Genomic DNA, 22,558 nt, shown 5'->3' on the forward strand with positions numbered 1-22,558 from the left:
TGTTCATTTTGCGTTGACGTAAGACGCATTTTGAAAACAGGATAGCATAGTGAACAAATTGGAAGCTGCACCATGCTGATGCTTATCGACGGCAACTGGGTCGGATCCGCGGATCAGGCCCTGATGGAAATCACCAACCCCTCGTCTGGTGGGGTGCTGGGGGCCGTTCCTGCCGCCACTGCCGACGACGTGGACCGGGCCGTCGATGCCGCCAATCGCGCCAAGGTTCAGATGGCCGCGATGCCGGCGCATCGCCGTGCCGAGATCCTGGAAACCGTGTCGGCCCGGATCACCGAGAATCGCGCACATCTGGTGGCGCTGCTGAACGCCGAGAACGGCAAGACATTCAAGGAAATCGACGGCTGGGAAATCGACGCCGCCGCGCGGATCATCAAGGGCTATGCCGAGGAGGCCAAGCGCCTGCATGGCCACTCCGTGCCGCTGAACGGTATTCCCAACCTTGAAAACTCATTGGCCATGACGCTGTACCAACCGTTGGGGGTGATCGCCGCGATCGTCCCGTTCAACTATCCGGTCGAGCTTTGGTCACACAAGATCGCGGGCGGGCTGGCTGCCGGGAATGCGGTGATAACGAAGGCGCCGGAAGAATGCCCGCTCGCGATGCTGGAAATCTCGAAATACTACGAAGAGGCCGGGTTGCCCGCCGGGGCGCACCAGATCCTGACCGGGTATGGCGAGGTTGTGGGCGCACGACTGGCCGAGGTGGACGGGGTCGACATGGTGTCGATGACCGGCTCGACCGAGGTGGGGCGGCTGGTGTCGGTGGCCGCGTCGCGGACGCTGAAGAAAGTGCATCTGGAACTGGGTGGCTCGGACGCAACGATTGTCTGCGGCGACGTGGACCCAGACATTGCCGCACAGGCGGTGGTAGCCGGGCGGTTCACGTCGGGCAACGGTCAGATCTGCTGTGCGGTAAAGCGAGTATTTATCGACAAGAAAATTCATCAGGCCGTGGTGGACCGGGTGGTGGAACTGACCCGCGGTCTGAAAGTGGGCGACCATACGCAGCCTGATACCGATGTGGGCCCGATGATCAGCGCGCGCGCTGCCGAGGGCGTGAAGGCGCAGATCGACCGCGCCGTGGACGAAGGCGCGCGGTTGCTGATCGGTGGCGGTAAAAACGGCCAACATATTGATCCGGCAGTCTTTGTAGACATTCCGGATAACAGCGTGCTGTTGAACGAAGAGGTGTTCGGCCCGGTTTTGCCCCTGGTACCGTTTGACACGATCGACGATGCCATCGCGATGGTGAACAATTCGGACTACGGGTTGCAGGCCTCGATCTTTACCAATGATTTCCGTGCTATCATGAATGCCTCGATGAAGCTGCAGGTGGGTACGGTGATCGTGAACCATCAGACCGCAATGCGGATTGAATGCCTGCCCTTTGGCGGCCGAAAACTGTCGGGCAATGGCGTGCGCGAAGGGTTGATGGAAACGTTGAAGGACATGTCTGAGACCAAGACCATCGTGTTGAAGGACGCGTTTGACGTATTTGAGGTGAATGGCTGATGCAGCAGATTTCGCTCATAAAAGTGGCGAAATCCTTTGGGGCGACGCTGGCCCTGCGCGAGGCGTCGTTTACCGCCTATCGCGGCGAGGTTGTGGCGATCTGCGGCGAGAATGGTGCGGGGAAATCCACCCTGATGTCCATTCTGGCCGGATCGCGCATGCCGACGCTGGGCCATATCGAGATCAACGGAAAGACGGTGCTGATCACGTCTCCGCATGACGCCTTTGATCGCGGCATTCGCACGGTTTATCAGGAGCTTAGCCTGCTGCCCGACCTGTCGGTGGCCGAGAACCTGTTTCTGGGCGAGCTGCCGGTGAACGGCTGGGGGCGGATCGATTGGGCGACGCTGTGGGCCGATGCGGGGACCGAGATGGTGGCGCTGGGCATGCCCGAGATCGACGTGCGGCGCCCGGCCGGGGATTACCCGGTGGCCGTGCAGCAAATGTTCGAGATCGCGAAGGCGATCCGCAACAAGCCGGAGCTGTTGATCCTGGACGAACCCACCGGTGTGCTGACCCAGCGCGAGACCGATCTGCTGTTCGCCAAGATTGCCGAGCTGAAGGCCGCTGGCACGATCATCTTTTATATCTCGCACCGGATGGAAGAGGTTTTGGAGATCTCGGACCGGGTTGTGGTGCTGAAGGACGGGCGCAGCGTGGACGAGGCGCCCGCCGACATGATGACCCATGACCGGATCATCCAGTCGATGGTGGGCCGACCGCTGGAAAAGATTTATCCGCCCCGTGTCCGCGATCACGGGCCGGTGCGGATGTCGGTGCAGGGGCTGCGCGCGCCGGGCGTGCACGATGTGTCGTTTGACCTGAAAGCCGGCGAGATTCTGGGGTTTTGCGGGCTGGTCGGGTCAGGCCGGTCCGAGGTGATGCGCGCCATTTTCGGCGCTGATCCGCGCCAGGGGGGCGACGTGGTGATCGACGGCGTGCCGTTGAACGCGCCCACGCCGAAACGGGCGATGGCGGCGGGGCTGGGCTTTGTGACCGAGGAACGCAAGGTGGACGGGCTGGCGCTGGATGCTGATGTGCTGGACAATGCCGGGCTGGCCTCGATGAGCCGCATCTCGCGCGGGCCGGTTCTGAACCGCCGGGCGCAGCGCGACATGGTGTTCCGGCAGGTGCAAAAGCTGGACCTGCGCCCGCTGGAGCTGTCTTACATCCTGCGCCGGATGAGCGGCGGCAACCAGCAAAAGGTCATTCTGGCCAAGTGGTTGCTGATGCAGGGACTGAAGGTTCTGATCCTGGACGAACCCACGCGTGGTGTGGATATCGCCACAAAGGTCGAGATCTATCGCCTGATCGCTGATCTGGCCGCGCAGGGAATGGGGATCTTGCTTATCAGCTCGGAAATGCCGGAGATCCTGGGCCTGGCGCATCGGCTATGCGTGATGAATTCCGGCCGGATTGTCGCCGAAATGGTGCCCGAAGAAACCAATGAACACGAAATTTTTGTTGCTGCCGCAACTGTGGAAAGACCTGCCGCATGACTGAACAGACGCTGAGCCAACCGCAAAAAGAGCAGCGCCCGCCGATGTCGCGGGCGGCCAAGGCCAACATCCTGTTTGGGGTGGGGGTTGTGGTGCTGATCATCGTGACGGCCCTGATGCAAGAGGTGTTCCTGACCGAACGCAACATGGTCAACGTGGCCCGTCAGATGGTCACAACCGGGTTGCTGAGCATCGGCATGTATGTGGTGATCCGGTCGGGCGGGATCGACCTGTCGGTGGGGTCCACCGTGGCCTTTGCCGGGCTTTTGGCCGCGGGGCTGCAAGAGACGATGCCGGTGGGCGCGGCCATTGCCATCGCACTGTCGGTGGGGGTGGTTGTGGGGCTGATCAACGGGGTGCTGATCGCATATATGCGCCTGCAGCCCTTCATCGTGACGCTGGCGATGATGGGCGCGGTGCGCGGGGCGCTGTTCATCTATTCCGAGACACCCACCTATGCGACCGACAAGTTTTTCCTGAAAACGCTGGGCGCGGGCAAAATCTTTGGCGTGGTGCCGGTGACGTTCGCGATCTTTCTGGCCTGTATCCCGGTTGTCTGGTTTTTCATGAACCACACCCGGTCGGGCCGGTCGATCATGGCCATCGGCATGAATCCCGAAACCGTGCGTCTGGCCGGTGTGAACGTGCGGGCGCAAACCACGCTGGCCTATGTGATCTGCGGCTTCTTCGCGGCGCTGGCGGGTGTGTTGCTGGCCGCGCGGCTGGGCATCTCGCAGCCCTCGGTGGGCGTGGCCTATGAACTGGATGCCATCGCGGCCGTGGTCATTGGCGGCGGTATCCTTGGCGGCGGCGGCGGTACGGTGGGCGGCATGTTCGGCGGGGTGATCGCGCTGGCGCTGATCGACAACGTGCTGAACCTGTTCAACGTGCAAAGCTATTACCAACAGATTGTCAAAGGCGTGATCATCCTGATCGCGGTGCTGCTGCGCCGCAAACCTGACAGCTGACGAAATTCACCGCAGTGACCCTTATTCATCGACCTTGGGAGGATTAATGATGAAGAAACTTACCACCAGCCTGGCCGCGATTGCGGTTGTCCTGGGCGCCGGGGCCGCTTCGGCGGATGGCATCAAGATCGGCGTGGCGAACCTGTTCTATGGCGCGCCGTATTTCGCCGGCATGGATGTGGCCGTGCATGAAGAGGCCGAGGCCTATTCGAATGTCGAGGTGATCTCGACCGATGCCGGGTTTGACGCCGCCAAGATGGCCGCCGATATTGACGACCTGATCGCCAAGGGCGTGGACGGTCTGATCATCAGCGCCGGCCCAACCGAAACCATCCCCAGCGCCCTGATCGCCATCGAAGAGGCGGGCATTCCCGTCGTGTTCGTGGACCGTCTGTGGAAGAACACCAACCTGGAGACCCCGTGGAACTGGGTTGGCGCCGAAAACGACGTGATGGGCCGCGTAATCGGCGACCATATGGAGGACCACCTGGGCGGCACGGGCCATATCCTTGTGATCAAGGGCGGCCCGGCGGATAACTCGATCGGCATCGCGCGGACCGAGGCGTTTACCGAGGCGCTGAGCAGCAGCCCCGACATGAAGATCACCGTGGCGCCGGGTTTCGGCGGCTGGGGTGTTGATGGCGGGTACAAGGTGATGTCGGACATGCTGGCGCAGCATGCCGATCTGGCCGGTGTGTTCTGCGAAAACGACTCGATGTGTCTGGGCGCGCAAAAGGCCGCCGACGATGCGGGCCGGTCGGGCGAGATGGTGTTCGGCGCCTCGGATGCGGGCAAGGATACGCTGCGCGAGATGATGCGCGACGGTTCGAACTTCATTGCTACTGCGGTGAATGACAGCGACCAGATCGGCCGCACCGGGTTCCATCACCTGATGGGGATGCTGGCCGGCGCCGAACTGCCGAATATCACGCCGCTTTATTCGGGTCTGGTGCTGAAAGACGAGGCTTATAAGCGCTACGACCCCAACAAGGTGTTCTGATCCCCAATCAGAGCTTCCCGGGGGCGTCCAGTGTTCTGCGCTGGGCGCCCTTTTCTCATTTTAGAGCAGGGGGTTACAGTTTGTAGGCGCGGCGGGCCAGGGTCACTGACAGGTCTTCGGCCAAACGCGCCGCCTGTGCCATCGTCAGCTGATGTTCGGCCACCATGCGGGCGAGGTGGCCAGCCGTCGCGCGGCGCCAGACATTGTGGCGCGCAGGGATCGACATCAGCGCACGCGTGTCATCCACGAACCCGGCCAGATTGGCGAAGCCTGCGGTTTCCACCACCTGGTCGAAATAGCGTGCCATGCCTGCGGGGCTGTCAAAGAACCACCACGGCGCGCCCAGCCGCAGCACCGGGTAGGCGCCGGCCATCGGGGCAAGCTCGCGGGCATAGGTGGTTTCGTCCAGCGTAAAAAGCAGGATGCGCAGGTTCGGCGCGAACCCCAGTTGGTCCAGCAGCGGCTTCAGCGCGACGGTCCAGTTGGTGGCGGTCGGCATGTCGAACCCTTTGTCCAGCCCGTAGGTCGACTGGATCACCGGGGCGTGGTTGCGAGACGAGCCAGCGTGGATCTGCATGACCATGCCGTCTTCGGCGCTCATCCGGGCCATCTCGGTCAGCATTTGCGCGCGGAACCGGGCGGCCTGATCGGGCGTGGCGGTGCCGGACAGGGCGGCGTCCAGCAGCGTTTGGCAGGTGGCGGGGTCAAGGTTCGCGGTCTGCGCCGTGGCAAACCCGTGGTCCGTGGCAGTGGCGCCGTGGGCGGCAAAGACGGCACGCCGGTTGCGCAGGGCGGAAAGGTAGCCCGACCAGGTGGCGATATTTTCGCCGGTCAGGTCGGACAGTTTGCGGATGTCGGCGGCAAAGGCGACGTGATCGGGGTCGGTTACGGAATCCGGGCGGAAGGTTGGGATGATCCGGCCGGCAAAGGACGGGTCGGCGGCCAGCGCGGCGTGGCGGGCAAGGTCATCCACGGCACTGTCGGTCGTCGCCAGCAGTTCGATCCCCATGGTGGTGAACAGCGCGCGGGGTGTAAATTCGGGTCGGGCCAGCTGTGCATCGATATGGTCGAAAACACGATCGGCGCTGTTTTCGTTCAGCTCTTCGGTGACGCCGAGGTTTTCATACAGAGCGTGGTCAATCCAGCTGCGCGACGGGGTGCCAAGGAAGAGGTCGTAATGGGTGGCAAAGGTGCGAAACGCCGTGCGCGCATCCACGGCCGGTTCCCCCCCGGAAACGCCCAGCTGGTCATAGCTGAACCCCTGGCTGGCGAACATGCGCAGCACGTAGTGGTCGGGGCGGATCAACAGCTCGGCCGGGTCGGGGAAGCGATAATCGGCTTCGAACCATTCGATCGGTACGTGACCATGCGGGCAGACCAGCGGTAAATCGACGATCCCGGCCAGCAGGTCGCGGGCAATGGCGCGGGTCTGCGGGTCGGCCGGTAACAACCGGTCGGGATGAAGCATGGGTTGCGATGTCATGTGGAGGTCCCCGTTTTTTCCGCTGCCTGACACTAACTTGCTGACAAGTAAACAAAGTACAATGAAAAAAATTCAATTCTTTCGGTTGGTTGGCGCCCTCTGGCATGGTGTAGTGCTGTTTAACCTCAGACGTGGGCAGCGGGCAGGACAAGTATGGTTTCAGGGCGGCACAAGCAGAACTTTGATCCCGCGCTATGCGAAGCGTTCGACGTGGATACCATTCCGCGTGGGCAGTCCGTTGCCTCGGCCATGGCAGCGGCGCTGCGGGATCATATCCTGTTTGCCCGGTTGCGCCCGCACGACACTTTGCCGGAAATGTCGATGGCGCAGGCCTTTGGCGTGGGGCGGTCCCACGCGCGTGAGGCGCTGCGCCTGCTGGAGGATCAAAAGCTGGTCCGCAGGGTGCCGCAATCGGGCAATTACGTCACGCCGATCTCGTCCAAGCTGGTGCACGAAGGGGCCTTTATGCGGCAAGCTGTGGAAGAGGCGAATGTGCGACGGGTCTCGGGCCTTGTGTCCGCGGAAGACGCCGCGCGGCTGTCTGACCTGATTGATGCACAACAGGCTGCGGCGGACAAGGCCAACCGGCGCGAGTTTCACACGTTGGACGAGGCGTTTCACAAGGCGCTGTTCCAGATCGGCGGGCGGGCGCATGCGTGGGACTATCTGCAGCCTGCCAAGTTGCATGTGGACCGGGCGCGGATTGCGACGCTGGGGCTTGGCTCTTCGCCGGACCGCGCCATTGCCGAGCATCGCGCGATCCTGTCTGCCCTTGTCGAGGGGGACACAAAGGCGGCGGTGGCCGCGTTGGACGTGCATTTGCACCGGGTCGAGATTCTGTTGGAGCGCCTGACGGAGCTGGAACCAACCTATGTTGATCTGTGCGCAGACCTGAAACCCGGCTAGGTGCTGGCGACGATCTGCGCGGGGTTCTCGGACGTCGGATCGGTCAGCGCCATGCCGGCAGGCCAGGTGAATGCAGGGTCCAGCAGCGGATCGGCTGTTTCTGTCCGCCACGCATCCAGTTGTGCCTTGAGGGCTGCCGCTTCCGCCGGTTGGTGATCGGGTGCAATCGGATTGGCCTCTAACGGGTCAGCGGCAAGGTCGTAGAAGGCGCTTTGCGCCGCGGGTTGTGTGGCGACCCCGTTTTGCACCAGCATGTCGCGCGGCGGCGAGGGGTCGATATTGGCCATGTGCCAATGGTCGCCGCCGTGCAAGCGCTCGGTATATCGATAGCGGTCTGTCCGGATGGACCTGCCCACTTCGATCGAGGCATGGATATTGGTTTGGGCAAAGACATGCGTTCGAGAGGGCGTGGACAGCCCGAGGCCGGGAAGCAGATGCGCGCCGCAGCGTTCCGGCGTTTCAAGGTTAAGCAACGCGCAAATCGTGGGGAAGATATCGGTCTGGCAGACCAGATCATCCTTGACGCTGCCGCCGTCCACACCCGGTGCGCGGACCATCAGCATCACGCCGGTGCCGTGATCGGTCAGGCGACCTTTCATCCCGGGCCATGCAATGCCGTGATCGGTGGTGATGATGACCATCGTGTTGTCCGACAGGCCGCGCGCGTCGAGCGTGGCGAGGATCTGACCAACGCCGCGATCCACCTCGGCCAGACCGGTATAAAACCGGGCCATGTCAGCGCGCATCGGGTCCGTGTCGGGGAAGGGTTCGGGCGGCCGCAGCCAGCGCGCATCGATCCCGGCAGAGACCTCGGACAGATAAGGGCGGTGCGTGTCAAAGAAACCCACCGAGGCGAAGAAAGGCCGGTCAGACGGCGCGCGGGTCAACCATTTGGCGGCCGCTTCGGCAATCGCGAACGAATTCTGGCCAAGCTCGGTCTGAACATGCTCGTAGCCAAGGCTTTCGATCTCGGACGCGGCAACCTCGTGCTGCACTCCGATCAGCGCGGTGTGATACCCGGTGGCGTGCAGGGCGTGTGACAGGTGCTGGCCCGGATCGGTCATGCGACTGCCACGATGAGCCAGCCCCCACATGCCCGACTGATGTGGATGGCAGCCGGTCATCAGGGCCACGCGGCTGGGCGAACAGGTGGGGGCCGCGCTGAATGCCCGGCGATAGGTCACGCCGGTTTCGGCAAAACGCTGCAGGTTCGGCGTTGGCGCCGGATAGCCATAGGCCGAGACATAGCGACCGGTATCGTGGGTGTGGATCAGCAGGATATTCATGATCGGTCCTTAGGTCTGCGCGGATCTGGCAAAGCGGGCGTAAAGCTCGGCCGGCGCCTCGTTGGCGCGCAATTGGGTCAGGATGTGGGTCTGAAACCAGCCCTGACGCTCCGTGTCGTTCAGCGGGCGGGTCTGCAAAGGATCGGCCTGAATATCGAACAGCTGCGACGGCGCTTCGATATTGGCCAGGATGTTCGCGTCCTTGCGCGTCAACGGCACCTTCAGCACAGGTGTCCCGTTGGTGAACGAGAACTCGTTTACCAGCGTCGCCTGCGCCAGATCGCCCGGGTCAAAGAACGACGCCATGTTTGTCGGCATCAGCGTGTATTGGTAGAGCGGCGCGTCCCGGTCGTTTTCCGGGTACCAGAAATAGCTGTATTGCCCATCCGTGGCGTTCACCCCGCTGCCCCAATAGCCATAGATCGCGATGTCGCGGGCATTGCCGTTCTTTAGCGCATCCAAAAGCGAGACACCGTCGACATGTGGCGGAACAGCAGCATCGTGGAACTGCAGAAACGTGGGCATCAGGTCGATATTCTGGGTCAGGGCATCGCATGTGCCGCCATTGCGATCCGCCGTATCGGGATGGTGCATATAAAGCGGGATATGGGCGATTTCCTTGTAAAGCGGCATCTGCCCCTTGCCCCAATAATCATGCTCGCCCAGTAGAAAGCCATGATCCGTGGTCACAACCAGCGCGGTGTTGTCCCACAGGCCGTATTGGTCAAATGCATCCAGAACGCGGCCAAGCTGTGCATCGCACAGGCACAGAAGCGCGGCATAGTTGGCGCGCAGCTCGGCGATTTCGTCGTCGGTTTCGTTCACCGGTCCGTATTTCGGCCATTCCAGGATCGGGCCGTCATAGGGCGAATTGAACAGCCTGCGAAAGGCATCGGGCGCGTGGAACGGTTCGTGCGGGTCAAAGGTTTCGATCTGCAGGAACCAGTTGTCCGCCGCGTGGTTTGTTTCAAGGAAGTCCAACCCGGCCTGGAAACACTGCACCGACGGGAATTGTGTGTCGTCGGTCACCTGCGCGCGGTTGGTGACATAAGCCAACCGCGGGGCGAAGGCGTCGAACGATTGCAGGTGCATCCGGTGATGCGTCTGGCGGATCTTTTCCATGTCTGGTGACACGTCGGCCTTCCACGGATCACGCTCTTGGCCGCGAAAGAACTCGAAGCTGGAATACTGCGTGTGATAGGTCGCGCCACCTTCTTCGAAATAGTGGTAGTGATCTGTGCTAAGGTGCGTGTGGATGCCGTGTGAATTCAGAATCGCAGGGAAGGCGTTGTCGAAGGGCTCCAAAGGGCCCCAGCCGCGATGCAGAAAGTTCAACCGACCCGTCATGATGTCCCGGCGTGCTGGCATGCAGGGCATGGAACCGACGAAATGGTTGGTGAAGGAAACACTGCGTGCGGTCAGCCGGTCGAAGTTTGGCGTAGGTATTCCCAGCGTTTCAGCATTTTGCAGAAAGTGGCGATTCAGCGAATCGAACAATAGGAATACAGTTTTCATGGGTAGGTTGGATCCATATGAAGTGCGATCTGGGAACCCTTATTTAGCAGGGAGTTTCATTGACAGGCAAGAAAACTGATACACGATTGATTTACCCCGTGGCAAGTGCTATCGAGGTGACAGCGAAGCCGGGAAGAGGAGCGCCCGGCACGTGATTCCAAGGGAGGAGAACAATGTCTTCAATCAAACTTTCGGCGACAACCAAGACGGCCATCGCGGCCGCCGCGGTCGCTTTTGCGGGGCCGGTTTCGGCCGCCGAGCTGACGTTCATCTGCTATAACAACAACGTTGAATGCGAGACTTTTGAAGAGCTTGCCAAAGGCTGGACCGCGGAAACCGGTCACACGCTGGACATGGAAGTGGTGGCCTATCAGGTGATCCGCGAACAACTGCTGACGCAGGTGGAAGGCGGCCAGTCGCCCGATCTGTTCCGCATCACCGACGTGGGTGGTTTCGCACCCTACCTGCTGGATTTGTCGCCCTATATTGACCGCGCTTATTGGGAAGAAAACTATTCCAACGTGCTGGGCCGGGCGACGATGGTGACCGGTGACAATGGCATTTATCACTGGCCAACGCTTCTTTCGATGACAGGCCCGTTTGTAAACCTGACAATGTTCGAGGATGCCGGCGTGGACCTGCCGGGTGACGGCGCGACCTGGGAAGACTGGGCCGAGGCGCTGCGCACCGTGAAGGACGAACTGGGCCTGACCGCTGGCCTGTGCATGGACCGCACCACCCACCGCTGGGCCGGTCCGGCGATTTCCTATGGCGCGGCGCTGCAGGAAAATGGCGAGCCGATCCTGGTGGATGACGGGTTCCGCGCGTTCTCGGAACTGTTCGTGGGCTGGCATGCCGAGGGGCTGATGCCGCAGGAAGGCTGGCCGGCAGGTGCAGGTACCCAGTACCGCAACTGCGCCCCGCAATTCCTGGATGGCACGGTGGCCATGCACCAGTCGGGATCGTGGATGATCGGCAACTATGCCGAGAACATCACCGATTTCGAATGGGCCGCTGTTCCGGCGCCTTGTGGCCCGGCGGGCTGCGGTGCGATTCCGGGCGGCGCGTCGCTGGCTGGTTACAAGGGTAGCGAGCATCCCGAAGCCGTTGCGTCGTTCATCGACTACATGGCGCGGGAAGAGAATGCCGAGGCCATCGCCATCGCCACCAGCTCGATCTCGGGCCACCAGGGTCTGCAAAAGACCGGTGTCGACTATTCCAGCCTTGACCCCAAAATTGGTCAGGCTTTGTCGGTTTTCTCGGGCAATGCTGCGGGCGCACCCGAAGCGGCCTGGTGGCTGTCGGCCTATCCGCAGAACTTTGCCATCTACGGCATCGTGCCGGATTACCTGACCCAGGCGATCAATGGCGAAATCTCGCTGGATGATGCGCTGGCCGCGATCGATGCAGACGTTAAGGCCAAAGCGGCCGAGTAATCCGCCGCAGCCTTTTGCCTGAACGCATGGGATGGGGCCGCCCTGTCGGCCCCATCCCCCCAAAACACAACAATTCAAAAGAAAGTTCGGAAACGTGGCGAACCTGAATATCTTGTTCGTGGCTGTGGCTTATCTGGTGATCGGGTATCTTGTAACCCACAGCCATCGAAGCCCCACAGCGCGCTTCATGTCTGCGGTCGGCTGGCCGATCGAAGTGGCCCAGCGGATGACCGGAGACCGGCACCTGCCATACCTGTTCTTGTTGCCTAACATGTTGATCTTCGGCCTTTATACCTTTGCGCCGCTGTTCATGAATGTGGGCTTTTCGCTGACGGACGGGCAGTTTTTCAGCTTTGCCACGCGCGAGTTTTCGGGCCTCGACAACTATTACCGCATCTTCTCGGACATCCAGATCGACACCGGTGATCTGAACGTTGAAGACGACAAGTTCTATGCCGCGCTGGGCTTTACCTTCACCTTCGTGATCTTCCAGGTGCCGATCATGGTTCTGGTGGCGATGTTCACCGCCGTGGTGCTGAACCGCGACATCATCGCGCGCGGGTTCTGGCGGGCGGTGTTCTTTTACCCGGTCATGCTGAGCCCCGTTGTGGTAGGGTTCCTGTGGCAGCTGATCCTGAAACGCCAGGGCGTGCTGAGCCAGGTCCTGATGGGGTGGGGCTGGATCGAAGAGCCGATCCAATGGCTGACCGATCCCAGCTGGACGATGTTCTGGTCGATCCTTGTGTACACATGGGCGCATCTTGGGTTCTACATGCTGATCCTGCTGGCGGGCCTGCAATCGATCCCCGGCGACCTTTACGAGGCGGCCGAGATGGACGGCACACCGGCCCCGCGCGTATTCCGTCGCATCACGCTGCCGTTGCTGTTGCCGATCCTTCTGGTGGTGACCGTGCTGTCGCTGATCAAGGCGTTCCAGGCGTTTGAAGAGCTGCTGGCGATGGAGGTCGGCTGGATCTCGATCGTACGCTACATCTTTGAAACCTCGGGCCTGCAAGGGTTCCGGTACGAGTTCGGCCTTGGCATTGCAGCCGCCGCTTCGCTGACCGTGGCGCTGATCCTGATCGTGCTGTCCATGTTCCAATTCTATCTGACCCGCCGGGAGACCAAACTATGATGAGCGGTCTGACCACTTTCCTTGGCCGTACGCATGGCCGTGGCCGTCTGAGCCTTTATGACTGGCTGTCCTATGGCTATCTTCTGCTGGGCGTTCTGGTGATGCTGGTGCCAGTGCTGTGGCTGGTTGCCAACTCGTTCAAGTCGAACTTTCAGCTGCAAAGCCTTGATACCAGCCTTCTGCCCTATGAATACGAGCGGATCGGCCGGGCCACGGTGTACGGGCCGGACGGGCGCGAGATCTTCTTTATCGAGGATCTACCGGGTTGGGCGCTGCGCTGGAACGAGTTGGACGACGAGGAACGCGCCGCGCATGATCCCGTTGCCCTGCTGAACCAGTTCGAAGGGCGCGAGTATTACGGGCTGCGCTCGCAGCTGGGCCTGACAACGGTGATGACGCGCGCCCTGGTGGCCGAACGCGGCCTGCCCGAATGGATCATGCGCTATCCCAGCCTGTTTGGCGCGCAGAAGAACCAGTTTGACCCGCAGCCGGTTCTGGACAGCCTTCAGGGCGAAGACCGCCGGTTGCTGGCCGAATACCTGTCGCTGGAGGGGTACAAGCCCAACACGTTCACCAGCCAGATCGTGGTGACCGGGCCTGATCCGGAAACCGGCGAACCGGGCCTATTTGCGGTGACCCGGGTGGACGCCACCAAGGAAATCACCCGCGTGCGTTCGGTCAGCCAGCCCGAGCGCGGCGTGCTCAAGATGCCCACCGAAACCCTGTCGATCAGCCGCAATGTGAGCCCGTCCTGGGGCAACTACTCCGAACCTCTGGGTGACGAACATGGCGGCGAAAGCTTTGATGCGCTGCGCTGTCTTGGCAACTCGGTCTTTGTGACCATCGTGGCGACGATCATCACGGTGCTGATCAACGCGATGGCGGCCTTTGCCCTGTCGAAATACCGGTTCCGCGGGCAGATCTCGTTTTATGTGATCATCCTTTCGGCGCTGATGGTTCCGGCCTCGGTCCTGATGGTTGGGATCTTCAAGATGGTGACGGCCACTGGTTTGGCGGGGAACCTGTGGGGGGTCATCCTGCCCGCCTGTGCCACGCCGGTGGGGGTCTTCATGTTGCGACAATACATGCTGACCATCCCCGACGAGTTGCTGGATGCCGCGCGCATGGACGCGGCCAGCGAATGGTCGATCTTTTGGCGCATGGTGTTCCCGCTGTCGCTGCCGGCCATTGCCGCGCTGACCATCCTTTCGATCATCTGGCGCTGGAACGACCTGATCATGCCGATGATCGCGGTATCAACCAACAAAGAGGCCTATACGATCCAGATGTGCCTGCTTGTGTTCAATGGCGAGTTCTTTGACGCGACCCATTACAAGCTGGCCATGACGGTCATCTCGCTTCTGCCAACTACGCTGGTCTTTGTATTCCTTCAGAAATACATCGCTTCCGGCATCGCAAATACAGGAATTAAATAATGGCTGAACTGGAAATCCGCGAACTGGTGAAGTTCTATGGCTCGGTCAAGGCCATGAACGAGATCGACCTGACGGTTGATGATGGCGAGTTCTGTGTGCTGGTGGGCCCGTCGGGCTGTGGCAAGTCCACGCTGTTGCGCATGATTGCCGGGCTGGAAGAGATCTCGGGCGGCACCATTGCCATTGACGGCGACGTGGTCAACGACATCTCGGCCGCCGGGCGGGGGCTGGCGATGGTGTTCCAATCCTATGCGCTGTACCCGCATATGTCGGTGCGCCAGAACCTGGCCTTCGGGTTGGAGAACCTGAAGATGGACCCGGTCGAAATCGACAAGCGCATTGCCGATGCCGCCAAGCTGCTGCGGATCGACGACTACCTGCACCGCAAGCCCGGCCAGCTATCGGGCGGGCAGAAACAGCGCGTGGCCATTGGCCGGGCGATTGTGCGCGAGCCCAAGATCTATCTCTTTGACGAGCCGCTTTCGAACCTTGATGCCGAGCTGCGCGTTGCCACGCGGGTGGAGCTGAAGGCGCTGCACAAGCGGCTGGGCAACACGATGGTCTACGTGACCCATGACCAGGTCGAGGCGATGACCATGGCCGACAAGATCGTGGTCATGCGCGCCGGGTTTATCGAACAGGTGGGCAAGCCGCTGGACCTTTACAACGCGCCCAACAACAAGTTCGTGGCCGGTTTCATCGGCTCGCCTGCGATGAACTTCTTCGACCTTGCGCCGCTGACCGATGACATGTCGGCGCTCAGCCCCAAGGGCGCTGTGGCGCTGGGTGTGCGGCCCGAGCATCTGAGCATCGACGGGCAGGGCGCCACCATCGCCATGACGGTCAGCCATGTGGAGCAACTGGGCTCGGACAGTTTTGTCTATGGCGCCACCGCCGACGGGCAGCCGCTGTCCGTGAAGCTGAACCACCAGACCGATATCGTGGCCGGGCAAACCATGACGGCCTATTTCGACCCAAAACTTGCCCATTGGTTCGACGCGGACGACCAAACGATCCGCTAGAACCCCCGGGGCGCGCATCTCCCAATCGTGCTCCTATTGCCTGAAACCGCCTTGCCACGCGCAGGGCGGTTTTTTTGTTTTTTCTGACTGAACTACGACCTTCGGACCTGTTGGCGCTAACAGGATTGACGAATCACCGGATAATTAGATCATCAGGTTGTCCAACAAATGGATATGCCGGCCAAGTGCCTGCAATTAAGAGAAAATGCGCGTGACCCAGGAGGAGGGCGCGCGGCAACCCCGGTGCCCCGGCGCCGACACGGAGGAGAAAGTATGTTCAAACCTGCACTGGCGCTGGGCGCTACGATGGCCCTTGGGCTCGGCTTTGCCGGCGCCGCGATGGCCGGCGATCTGGGCGCGGCCTACAAGCTGGATACCGGTCAGCTGGCCTCGAAAGGGCCGTCGCCGGAACTGGCCCGCACCGGGCAAGAGCCCGCCCCCAAGCAGGCCGAGCTGCCGATCAAGGTGGGCTTTACGCCGACCGCGATGAACACCCATTACGACATCGTCATTGCCGGCGCGAAACAGGCCATCAAGGATCTGGGCGGCGAGTCGGTGATCGATCTGCACATTCAGGCCCCGACCAGCCAGTCGGGCATCGGCCAGCAGATGAACATCGTGGAAACCTGGGTGCAGCGGAACTATGACGTGATCACCATGGCCACCGCCAACGATCAGGCGATGATGCCGATGTACGAGCGTGCGGCCAAGAAGGGCATCCCGGTGTTCATGTTCAACATGCCTACCGCCATGTCCACCAACCCGTTCTTCGTGTCGAACGTTGGCTATGACCAGCACGAGGCCGGCCGCCTGATCGGCCTGTATGTCAAGGAAACCTATGGTGACACGCCCACCAACCTGGTGATCCTGGAAGGTCTGCCCGGCGTGCACAACACCCAGCGGCTGACCGGGTTCAAGGAAGGTCTGGGCGACACGCCCAACGTCAAGATCATCGCCAGCCAGCCCGCCGGCTGGGTGCGGTCCGAGGGGCAGTCGGTGATGGAGAACATCCTGACCGCGCATCCCGACGATATCGACGTGGTCTGGGGCATGTATGACGAGATGGCGCTGGGTGCGCTGGCCGCGATCAAGGGTCGTGGCGCCGAAGGCATCGACATCATCGGCTATGACAACACGCCCGACGCCTATGACGCGATCAAGCGGGGCGACATGCATGTCACCGTGGACACCGCCGCCAAAGAGATGGGGTATAACCTGATCATGGCCGTGCACGACTATGCGGTGAAGGGCCAGATGGTCGACAAGGTCATCAACTCCGAAGTGGTGGTCTGGGATGGCGGCAATATCGACGCCTTCGACACCGACAATTACGTCTTTGTCGAATAACGCGTGGCGCCGCCAATGGTTGATCCGGTCCGCACTTCCGATCGCGCCGCTGGCGGCGTGCCACCCGAAGGGGCGCCCGCGCCCCTTCTGACCATGTCGGCCGTGTCCAAGGCCTATGGCCCGGTGCAGGCCTGCGCCGATGTGTCGATGACCCTGAACCGGGGCGAGGTGTTGATCCTTGTCGGCGAAAACGGCGCGGGCAAGTCGACGTTGATGAAGATCCTGGCCGGTGCGATCAGCCGCGACAGCGGCGACGTGCATATCGACGGCGCGCCGGTGGATCTGGGCCACCCGCGCCGCGCGATGGAGGCCGGGATCGGCATCGTCCACCAGGAACTGGCGCTGGCCGAGGATATGAGCGTGGTCGAGAACCTGTTTCTGGGCCGCGAACGCACCCGCGCCGGGCTGCTGGACCGCGCCGCGATGCGCGCCGAGGCGGCCGAACTGTTCGCCGGGCTGGGCGTCACCATCAACCCCGATGCCGAGATCGCCTCGCTGTCGTTGGGTCAGCGGCAGATGGTCGAGATCGCGCGCGCGGTATCGCTGAACTCCAACATCCTGATTTTGGACGAACCCACCGCGTCGCTGGAATCGGCGGCCCGCGCACAGCTGTTTGCCACCCTGCGCGGCCTTCAGGCCAAAGGCGTGGGGATCATCTTCTGCTCGCATCACCTCGAGGAATGCCTGGATATCGGCGACCGCGTGATGGTCATGCGCGATGGCCGCAAAGTGGCGGATCGCGATGCCGCGGGCCTGTCGGTCGATGACGTGATCGCCGATATGCTGGGCCAGGAGATCGGCCACCAATATCCGCCCCGCGACCGCGCCCCGGGCGCGGTGGTGGTGGCCACGCAGGGCCTGCACCGCGCCGGGCATTTTGATGATGTCGCGATTACTCTGCGCGCGGGCGAGGTTGTGGGCTTTGGCGGGCTTGACGGCTCGGGCAAGGTCGAGGTGGCGCGGGCCCTGTTCGGGGCCGAGGGGTTCGATGCGGGCACCATCACGCTGGATGGCGCGCCGTTGCCCGGCGGCTGGAACCCGGCCCGCGCCATGGCGCGCGGCTTTGCCTTTCTGCCCGGTGAACGCAAAACCCAGGGGCTGTTCCTGGATGAAAGCGTGGCCTACAACATGTCTTTTGCCGCGCTCAGACGGCTGGCGGGGCGGCTGCTGTCGCTGGGCCGAGAGCGCCGCGCGGTGGCCGACAAGATCACCCGGTTGCGGGTGAAAACCCCCAGCCAGACCATCGCCATTCGGGGCCTGTCTGGCGGCAACCAGCAAAAGGTGCTGGTGGGCCGCTGGATGCTGCGCGAGCCGCGCGTTCTGATCTTCGAAGAACCCACCCGCGGCATCGACGTACACGCCAAGACCGAGGTCTACGCCCTGATCGGCGAGCTGGTGGCCGCCGGCAGCGCGGTTCTGATCGTGTCCTCGGACCTGCCCGAGCTCGAAGGGCTGTGCGACCGCGTCTATGTCTTTCGCCGCGGCCGCGTGGCCGGTGAACTGGCGGGCGACGCCATCACCCAACCCGCCATCGCCGCCCGTGCCACATCCGATACCAATACGGCCCAACGGCCATCAGACGCGGCCTGACGCCGCGAGGGAGAGACCGAAATGTCCGTATCCGAAACCAACCCGCGCCGCCTTCTGCCCGATTTCAGCCGGGGCGGTGGCATCCTGATCGCGTTCATCGTGCTGTGCGTGGCGCTGAGCTTTGCGTCGCCCTATTTCCTGACGGTGGACAACCTGTTCATCGTGGCGCGGCAGTCGATCTTTATCATGATCATGGCGCTGGCCATGACCTTTGTGATCGGCATGGGGGGCATCGACCTGTCGGTTGGCGCGGTGCTGGCGCTGTGCGGGGCGGTGACGGCGTGGCTGTTGCTGGCCGGTTACCCAACCATCGTGGCGGTGATCGCGGCGATGGCGCTGGGCACCGTGATCGGCGGGTTTTCCGGCGTGCTGATCGCCTATTTTGGCATGACCGATTTCATCGTGACGCTGGGCGTGATGAGCGTGGTGCGCGGCATCATCATGGTCTTTACCGAAGGTGTGCCCTTCTTTGGCTTGCGCATCGAGAGCTTTCAGTACCTCGCACAGGGCTATCTGGGCCCGGTCCCGGTGCCGGTGGCCATTGGCGCGCTGCTGTTCGTGGGCTGCTGGATCCTGCTGAACCGCACGCCCTTTGGCCGGCAGGTGGTGGCGATTGGTTCCAACGCCGAGGCCGCGCGCCTGAACGGCACGCAGGTGCGCGGCGTCAAGGTGCGCATCTATATGCTGAGCGGGCTGTTTGCCGGGATTGCCGGGGTGCTGCTGACCTCGCGGCTTGAGGCGGCGATGCCCGAGGCGGGGCTGGGATACGAGCTGGACGTGATCGCCGCGGTGGTGATCGGCGGCACCAGCCTGGCCGGTGGCCGCGCGATGTTGTTTGGCACGGTGCTGGGCGCGCTGGTGATGGGCGTGGTGCGCAACGGTCTGAACCTGCTGGAGGTCAACACGTTCTGGCACCAGGTGGTGATCGGCGCCATCATCCTGATCGCCGTGGGTGTCGACAAGTTTTCCAACCGCGCCAGCCGCTGACCAAGACAGGAGAGACCCGATGACCCTTCCCGAAAACGCCACCCCGCGGCAGGTCGCCGAGAGCTATTGGGCCGCCGAATGCACCCGCGATGTGGATGCGATCCTGGCCCATTACCACGAAGATGCCGCGTTCACCGTGGCCGGCACCCATCTGGTGGGCCACGACCAGATCGCGACGTTTTATGCCAGCTCGGGCGCGCAATATCCCGGTCTGGTGCTGGAGATCACGCACGAAGTGTCCAACGGCCCCGAGGCCAGCCTGGAATGGACGGCGCATCTGACCGACCCGGCGGGCAAAACCGTGGTGCTGAAAGGCGTGAACATCATCCGCGTCGAAGGCGGCAAATTCCGCACCGTGCGGGCCTATTTCGACCCCTCGGCCTTCGACTGAGGCACGGATTTCTCCCTGAGGGCGCCCTTTGTTCGTGAGAGCAGGGGGTGCCCTCTCCTTTTTGCCCGTTGCCCCGCGAAACGTGAATAGCGGTATTTGAACAAGTCAGGCGGTGTGGGTTTAAAAACTTTCGATTGCGGGTGTCCTTGGCGCAAGAATGTGTCAAAAGGGGCGACGAAATCGAAACTCAACGGTGACACACCGACATCAGACGGGGCCAGCTTATGCCACATTATCGTTCCCGACGTTCCACCCATGGCCGCAACATGGCCGGCGCGCGCGGCCTTTGGCGCGCCACCGGCATGACCGACAGCGATTTCGGCAAGCCGATCATCGCGGTGGTGAACAGCTTTACCCAGTTTGTGCCCGGCCACGTGCACCTGAAGGATCTGGGCCAGATGGTCGCGCGCGAGATCGAGGCCGCCGGTGGCGTGGCCAAAGAGTTCAACACCATCGCTGTGGATGACGGTATTGCGATGGGCCATGACGGGATGCTTTATTCGCTGCCCTCGCGCGAGGTGATTGCCGACAGCGTCGAATACATGGTCAACGCCCATTGCGCCGACGCGATGGTCTGTATCTCGAACTGCGACAAGATCACGCCGGGGATGCTGATGGCGGCGATGCGGCTGAACATCCCGGCGATCTTTGTGTCGGGCGGCCCGATGGAGGCCGGCAAGGTCGATCTGGCCGATCTGGATCTGAAAAAGGTGGATCTGGTGGACGCGATGGTCGCCGCCGCCGACGAAAGCTTTACCGACGAACAGGTGCAGCATATCGAGGAAAACGCCTGCCCGACCTGCGGGTCGTGCTCGGGCATGTTCACCGCGAACTCGATGAACTGCCTGGCCGAGGCGCTGGGCCTGGCGCTGCCGGGCAATGGCTCGACGCTGGCCACCCATGCCGACCGCAAGCACCTGTTCCTTGAGGCCGGGCGCCGCATCGTTGACATCACCAAGCGCCACTACGAGGGCGAAGAGGCGGGCCTGCTGCCGCGCGAGATCGCCACGTTCGAGGCCTTCGAAAACGCTATGAGCCTGGATATCGCCATGGGCGGGTCCACCAACACCGTTTTGCACCTGCTGGCCATCGCGCATGAGGGCAAGGTGGATTTCACCATGACCGACATGGACCGGCTCAGCCGCAAGGTGCCGTGCCTGTGCAAGGTCGCGCCGAACATCCACAATGTGCATATGGAGGATGTGCACCGCGCGGGCGGCATCTTCTCGATCCTGGGCGAGCTGCATCGCGGCGGGCTGATCCATTCCGACGTGTCCACCGTGCATTCGAACACGATGGGCGAGGCGATTGCGAAATGGGACATCAAGGTTGCCAACAACCCCGAGGCCGAGCAACTGTTTAAAGCCGCGCCGGGCGGTGTGCGCACCACGCAGGCCTTTTCGACCGAGAACCGGTATAAGGAACTGGATACCGACCGCGAGGGTGGGGTGATCCGCACGGTGGAGCACGCGTTCTCGAAGGATGGCGGGCTGGCCGTGTTGTTTGGCAATATCGCGCGGGATGGCTGTATCGTGAAAACCGCGGGCGTGGATGAGAGCATTCTGAAGTTCTCGGGCCCTGCCAAGGTGTTTGAAAGCCAGGACGCGGCGGTGAACGGCATTCTGAACAACAAGGTTGCCGCCGGCGAGGTGGTGATCATCCGCTATGAAGGGCCGCAGGGCGGGCCGGGGATGCAGGAAATGCTGTACCCGACCAGCTATTTGAAATCCAAGGGTCTGGGCAAGAAATGCGCGCTGCTGACCGATGGGCGGTTCTCGGGCGGCACGTCTGGTCTGTCGATCGGCCATGCCTCGCCCGAGGCGGCCGAGGGTGGCGCGATTGGCCTGGTGGAGACCGGGGATATGATCGAGATCGACATCCCCAACCGGACGATCAACCTGATGGTCGATGACGCCGAATTGCAGGCACGTCGTGACGCGAAGGGGCCGTTGCCGTGGACGCCGGCCGAGCCACGCAAGCGTGCGGTGTCGACGGCGTTGCGGGCCTATGCGGCCTTTGCATCGTCGGCGGCCAAGGGCGCTGTGCGGATTTTGCCGGGCGACGAATAACGCCCGGCTCGGCATACCCTGACGGGTATTTCTCGCCTTAGGGTCAGGCGGCGGCGGTGCTGGGCCACAGGGCCTGCGCCGCTGCTGACAATCCGGCCAGCGTTGCGCCTTTGGCGTCACGCATTTGCGGGGTCAGTCCGCAATGGGCCAATGCCACCTGATACAATTGCGCCTGCGGCCCCGAGGCCAGCAGGATAACATCGGTGCCCGACATCCCTTGTTGTTCCGTCGCAATCTCGGTCCCGATCAGGGTGCCGCTGAGAAAACTGGACGCGTTCTGGGGGGCCAACTGCCCGTTCAGGACATCGGCGCGGGCCGAAAAAACGGCGTTTGCGGTGGCATTGCGAGCGCCATGGGTGACCCCCTGCAGAAAGGTTGCCTCGCAATAGGCATCCCCTTCTGCCAGCGCGCCGACAAGCGAGTTGTTGCGCAACAGGGCAAACAGTTCGCCCGTGATATAGCTGCGAAAGTTCTGCAGGTGGCCGTCGCGCATTTCGACCCATTTGCAATGGGTGCCGGGAATACAGATCACCGCGTTTTCAGGCATCTCGTCCGCAAGGCTGCCAAGGATTTGCAGCTCTTCACCGCGCATCACGTCATAATGGCCGGCGTCCGACCGGCACACCGCGCCGGGAATGATCGCGGCAGGATGGGTGCCAATGTCGAACCGGTAGGCGGCTGCAACCAGCCTGTCCAGATCCAGTGGGCAATCCAGGTAAGGTGTCTCGAACCAGCCGGTTTTGGACCCGACCATGCCACACATAATCACCGGGGCATGCGGGTGAGCGCGCATCCAGTCGCCGCAATTGTCGGCCAAAGTCTCAGAAAATTTCCGGCTATTCACAAATTTGAGACCGTCATCGCTGTCCTTGCGATCCATGATTCGACCTGACTCGTCGATCAGCCAGGCGCGAAATCGCGAGCTTCCCCAGTCTACAGCCATGTATTTCATTGT

The 22,558-nt window shown here is 62.2% G+C and carries 18 protein-coding genes; 14 read left to right on the forward strand and 4 right to left on the reverse strand.

Features of this window, described 5'->3' with window-relative positions:
• Nucleotides 1–72: 72 nt before the first annotated feature.
• From ACMU_RS16305 to ACMU_RS16320, 4 genes are read left to right on the forward strand one after another with little or no spacing between them, the layout of a single operon-like run.
• Nucleotides 73–1,533 (forward strand): aldehyde dehydrogenase family protein, encoded by a 1,461-nt coding sequence (locus ACMU_RS16305; RefSeq protein WP_035261694.1) that lies wholly within the window; start codon nucleotides 73–75, stop codon nucleotides 1,531–1,533.
• Nucleotides 1,533–3,032: a sugar ABC transporter ATP-binding protein gene (locus tag ACMU_RS16310; RefSeq protein ID WP_035261697.1), complete on the forward strand. Its 1,500-nt coding sequence runs from the start codon at nucleotides 1,533–1,535 to the stop codon at nucleotides 3,030–3,032. Before ACMU_RS16305 ends, ACMU_RS16310 begins: the two co-directional genes overlap by 1 nt.
• On the forward strand, nucleotides 3,029–4,000 hold the full coding sequence (locus tag ACMU_RS16315) for an ABC transporter permease (protein WP_081805569.1): 972 nt from the start codon (nucleotides 3,029–3,031) through the stop codon (nucleotides 3,998–4,000). Before ACMU_RS16310 ends, ACMU_RS16315 begins: the two co-directional genes overlap by 4 nt.
• Nucleotides 4,001–4,049: 49 nt before the next feature.
• Nucleotides 4,050–5,000, forward strand: coding sequence for a sugar ABC transporter substrate-binding protein (locus ACMU_RS16320; RefSeq protein WP_161635698.1), 951 nt, complete (start codon nucleotides 4,050–4,052; stop codon nucleotides 4,998–5,000).
• 73 nt (nucleotides 5,001–5,073) lie between these two features.
• On the opposite strand, the gene uxaC is transcribed toward ACMU_RS16320, so the two are convergent.
• Entirely contained in the window at nucleotides 5,074–6,483 is a 1,410-nt protein-coding gene (gene uxaC / locus ACMU_RS16325) for a glucuronate isomerase (protein WP_035261700.1), read from the reverse strand.
• 210 nt (nucleotides 6,484–6,693) lie between these two features.
• Between uxaC and ACMU_RS16330 the strand changes: the two genes are divergently transcribed.
• Nucleotides 6,694–7,389: a GntR family transcriptional regulator gene (locus ACMU_RS16330; RefSeq protein ID WP_161635699.1), complete on the forward strand. Its 696-nt coding sequence runs from the start codon at nucleotides 6,694–6,696 to the stop codon at nucleotides 7,387–7,389.
• Here the strand turns inward: ACMU_RS16330 and ACMU_RS16335 are convergent.
• Together ACMU_RS16335 and ACMU_RS16340 are read right to left on the reverse strand one after the other, a co-directional pair.
• On the reverse strand, nucleotides 7,386–8,675 hold the full coding sequence (locus tag ACMU_RS16335) for a sulfatase family protein (RefSeq protein ID WP_035261704.1): 1,290 nt from the start codon (nucleotides 8,673–8,675) through the stop codon (nucleotides 7,386–7,388). The two genes, ACMU_RS16330 and ACMU_RS16335, sit on opposite strands and share 4 nt — an antisense overlap.
• A gap of 9 nt (nucleotides 8,676–8,684) precedes the next feature.
• A complete protein-coding gene (locus ACMU_RS16340) occupies nucleotides 8,685–10,190 on the reverse strand; it encodes a sulfatase (RefSeq protein WP_035261706.1) in 1,506 nt (501 codons plus the stop codon).
• 173 nt (nucleotides 10,191–10,363) lie between these two features.
• Between ACMU_RS16340 and ACMU_RS16345 the strand changes: the two genes are divergently transcribed.
• From ACMU_RS16345 to ilvD, 9 genes are all read left to right on the forward strand, one after another.
• Nucleotides 10,364–11,626: an ABC transporter substrate-binding protein gene (locus ACMU_RS16345; protein WP_035261707.1), complete on the forward strand. Its 1,263-nt coding sequence runs from the start codon at nucleotides 10,364–10,366 to the stop codon at nucleotides 11,624–11,626.
• 94 nt (nucleotides 11,627–11,720) lie between these two features.
• On the forward strand, nucleotides 11,721–12,761 hold the full coding sequence (locus tag ACMU_RS16350) for a carbohydrate ABC transporter permease (RefSeq protein WP_035261819.1): 1,041 nt from the start codon (nucleotides 11,721–11,723) through the stop codon (nucleotides 12,759–12,761).
• Nucleotides 12,761–14,197 carry a carbohydrate ABC transporter permease gene (locus ACMU_RS16355; RefSeq protein WP_035261710.1) on the forward strand — a complete coding sequence of 479 codons (1,437 nt, stop codon included), beginning with the start codon at nucleotides 12,761–12,763 and terminating at the stop codon, nucleotides 14,195–14,197. The genes ACMU_RS16350 and ACMU_RS16355 overlap by 1 nt, the downstream gene beginning before the upstream one ends.
• Nucleotides 14,197–15,219 carry an ABC transporter ATP-binding protein gene (locus ACMU_RS16360; protein WP_035261713.1) on the forward strand — a complete coding sequence of 341 codons (1,023 nt, stop codon included), beginning with the start codon at nucleotides 14,197–14,199 and terminating at the stop codon, nucleotides 15,217–15,219. The genes ACMU_RS16355 and ACMU_RS16360 overlap by 1 nt, the downstream gene beginning before the upstream one ends.
• 273 nt (nucleotides 15,220–15,492) lie before the next feature.
• Nucleotides 15,493–16,566, forward strand: coding sequence for a sugar ABC transporter substrate-binding protein (locus tag ACMU_RS16365; RefSeq protein ID WP_035261716.1), 1,074 nt, complete (start codon nucleotides 15,493–15,495; stop codon nucleotides 16,564–16,566).
• A gap of 3 nt (nucleotides 16,567–16,569) precedes the next feature.
• Nucleotides 16,570–18,156, forward strand: coding sequence for a sugar ABC transporter ATP-binding protein (locus ACMU_RS16370; protein ID WP_236626287.1), 1,587 nt, complete (start codon nucleotides 16,570–16,572; stop codon nucleotides 18,154–18,156).
• Nucleotides 18,157–18,177: 21 nt separating this feature from the next.
• A complete protein-coding gene (locus ACMU_RS16375; protein WP_035261719.1) occupies nucleotides 18,178–19,143 on the forward strand; it encodes an ABC transporter permease in 966 nt (321 codons plus the stop codon).
• 19 nt (nucleotides 19,144–19,162) lie between these two features.
• Complete coding sequence (locus ACMU_RS16380; RefSeq protein WP_035261722.1) at nucleotides 19,163–19,534, forward strand: nuclear transport factor 2 family protein; 372 nt, start codon at nucleotides 19,163–19,165, stop codon at nucleotides 19,532–19,534.
• A gap of 224 nt (nucleotides 19,535–19,758) precedes the next feature.
• Nucleotides 19,759–21,603, forward strand: a complete 1,845-nt coding sequence (ilvD, locus tag ACMU_RS16385; protein WP_035261723.1) for a dihydroxy-acid dehydratase — start codon at nucleotides 19,759–19,761, stop codon at nucleotides 21,601–21,603.
• Nucleotides 21,604–21,646: 43 nt separating this feature from the next.
• Here ilvD and ACMU_RS16390 read toward each other — a convergent pair whose 3' ends face one another.
• Complete coding sequence (locus ACMU_RS16390; protein WP_161635700.1) at nucleotides 21,647–22,546, reverse strand: 2-dehydro-3-deoxygalactonokinase; 900 nt, start codon at nucleotides 22,544–22,546, stop codon at nucleotides 21,647–21,649.
• Between the last annotated feature and the right edge of the window lie 12 nt (nucleotides 22,547–22,558).

It is taken from the genome of Actibacterium mucosum KCTC 23349 (assembly GCF_000647975.1).
GTDB lineage: Bacteria > Pseudomonadota > Alphaproteobacteria > Rhodobacterales > Rhodobacteraceae > Actibacterium > Actibacterium mucosum.

What these genes read in the sequence shown, in the direction of transcription:
- ACMU_RS16305 (WP_035261694.1), top strand. Translation starts at nt 73, where the DNA reads ATGCTGATGCTTATCGACGGCAACTGGGTCGGATCCGCGGATCAGGCC.
- ACMU_RS16310 (WP_035261697.1), top strand. Translation starts at nt 1,533, where the DNA reads ATGCAGCAGATTTCGCTCATAAAAGTGGCGAAATCCTTTGGGGCGACG.
- ACMU_RS16315 (WP_081805569.1), top strand. Translation starts at nt 3,029, where the DNA reads ATGACTGAACAGACGCTGAGCCAACCGCAAAAAGAGCAGCGCCCGCCG.
- ACMU_RS16320 (WP_161635698.1), top strand. Translation starts at nt 4,050, where the DNA reads ATGAAGAAACTTACCACCAGCCTGGCCGCGATTGCGGTTGTCCTGGGC.
- uxaC (WP_035261700.1), bottom strand. Translation starts at nt 6,483, where the DNA reads ATGACATCGCAACCCATGCTTCATCCCGACCGGTTGTTACCGGCCGAC.
- ACMU_RS16335 (WP_035261704.1), bottom strand. Translation starts at nt 8,675, where the DNA reads ATGAATATCCTGCTGATCCACACCCACGATACCGGTCGCTATGTCTCG.
- ACMU_RS16340 (WP_035261706.1), bottom strand. Translation starts at nt 10,190, where the DNA reads ATGAAAACTGTATTCCTATTGTTCGATTCGCTGAATCGCCACTTTCTG.
- ACMU_RS16345 (WP_035261707.1), top strand. Translation starts at nt 10,364, where the DNA reads ATGTCTTCAATCAAACTTTCGGCGACAACCAAGACGGCCATCGCGGCC.
- ACMU_RS16355 (WP_035261710.1), top strand. Translation starts at nt 12,761, where the DNA reads ATGAGCGGTCTGACCACTTTCCTTGGCCGTACGCATGGCCGTGGCCGT.
- ACMU_RS16360 (WP_035261713.1), top strand. Translation starts at nt 14,197, where the DNA reads ATGGCTGAACTGGAAATCCGCGAACTGGTGAAGTTCTATGGCTCGGTC.
- ACMU_RS16365 (WP_035261716.1), top strand. Translation starts at nt 15,493, where the DNA reads ATGTTCAAACCTGCACTGGCGCTGGGCGCTACGATGGCCCTTGGGCTC.
- ACMU_RS16375 (WP_035261719.1), top strand. Translation starts at nt 18,178, where the DNA reads ATGTCCGTATCCGAAACCAACCCGCGCCGCCTTCTGCCCGATTTCAGC.
- ACMU_RS16380 (WP_035261722.1), top strand. Translation starts at nt 19,163, where the DNA reads ATGACCCTTCCCGAAAACGCCACCCCGCGGCAGGTCGCCGAGAGCTAT.
- ilvD (WP_035261723.1), top strand. Translation starts at nt 19,759, where the DNA reads ATGCCACATTATCGTTCCCGACGTTCCACCCATGGCCGCAACATGGCC.
- ACMU_RS16390 (WP_161635700.1), bottom strand. Translation starts at nt 22,546, where the DNA reads ATGGCTGTAGACTGGGGAAGCTCGCGATTTCGCGCCTGGCTGATCGAC.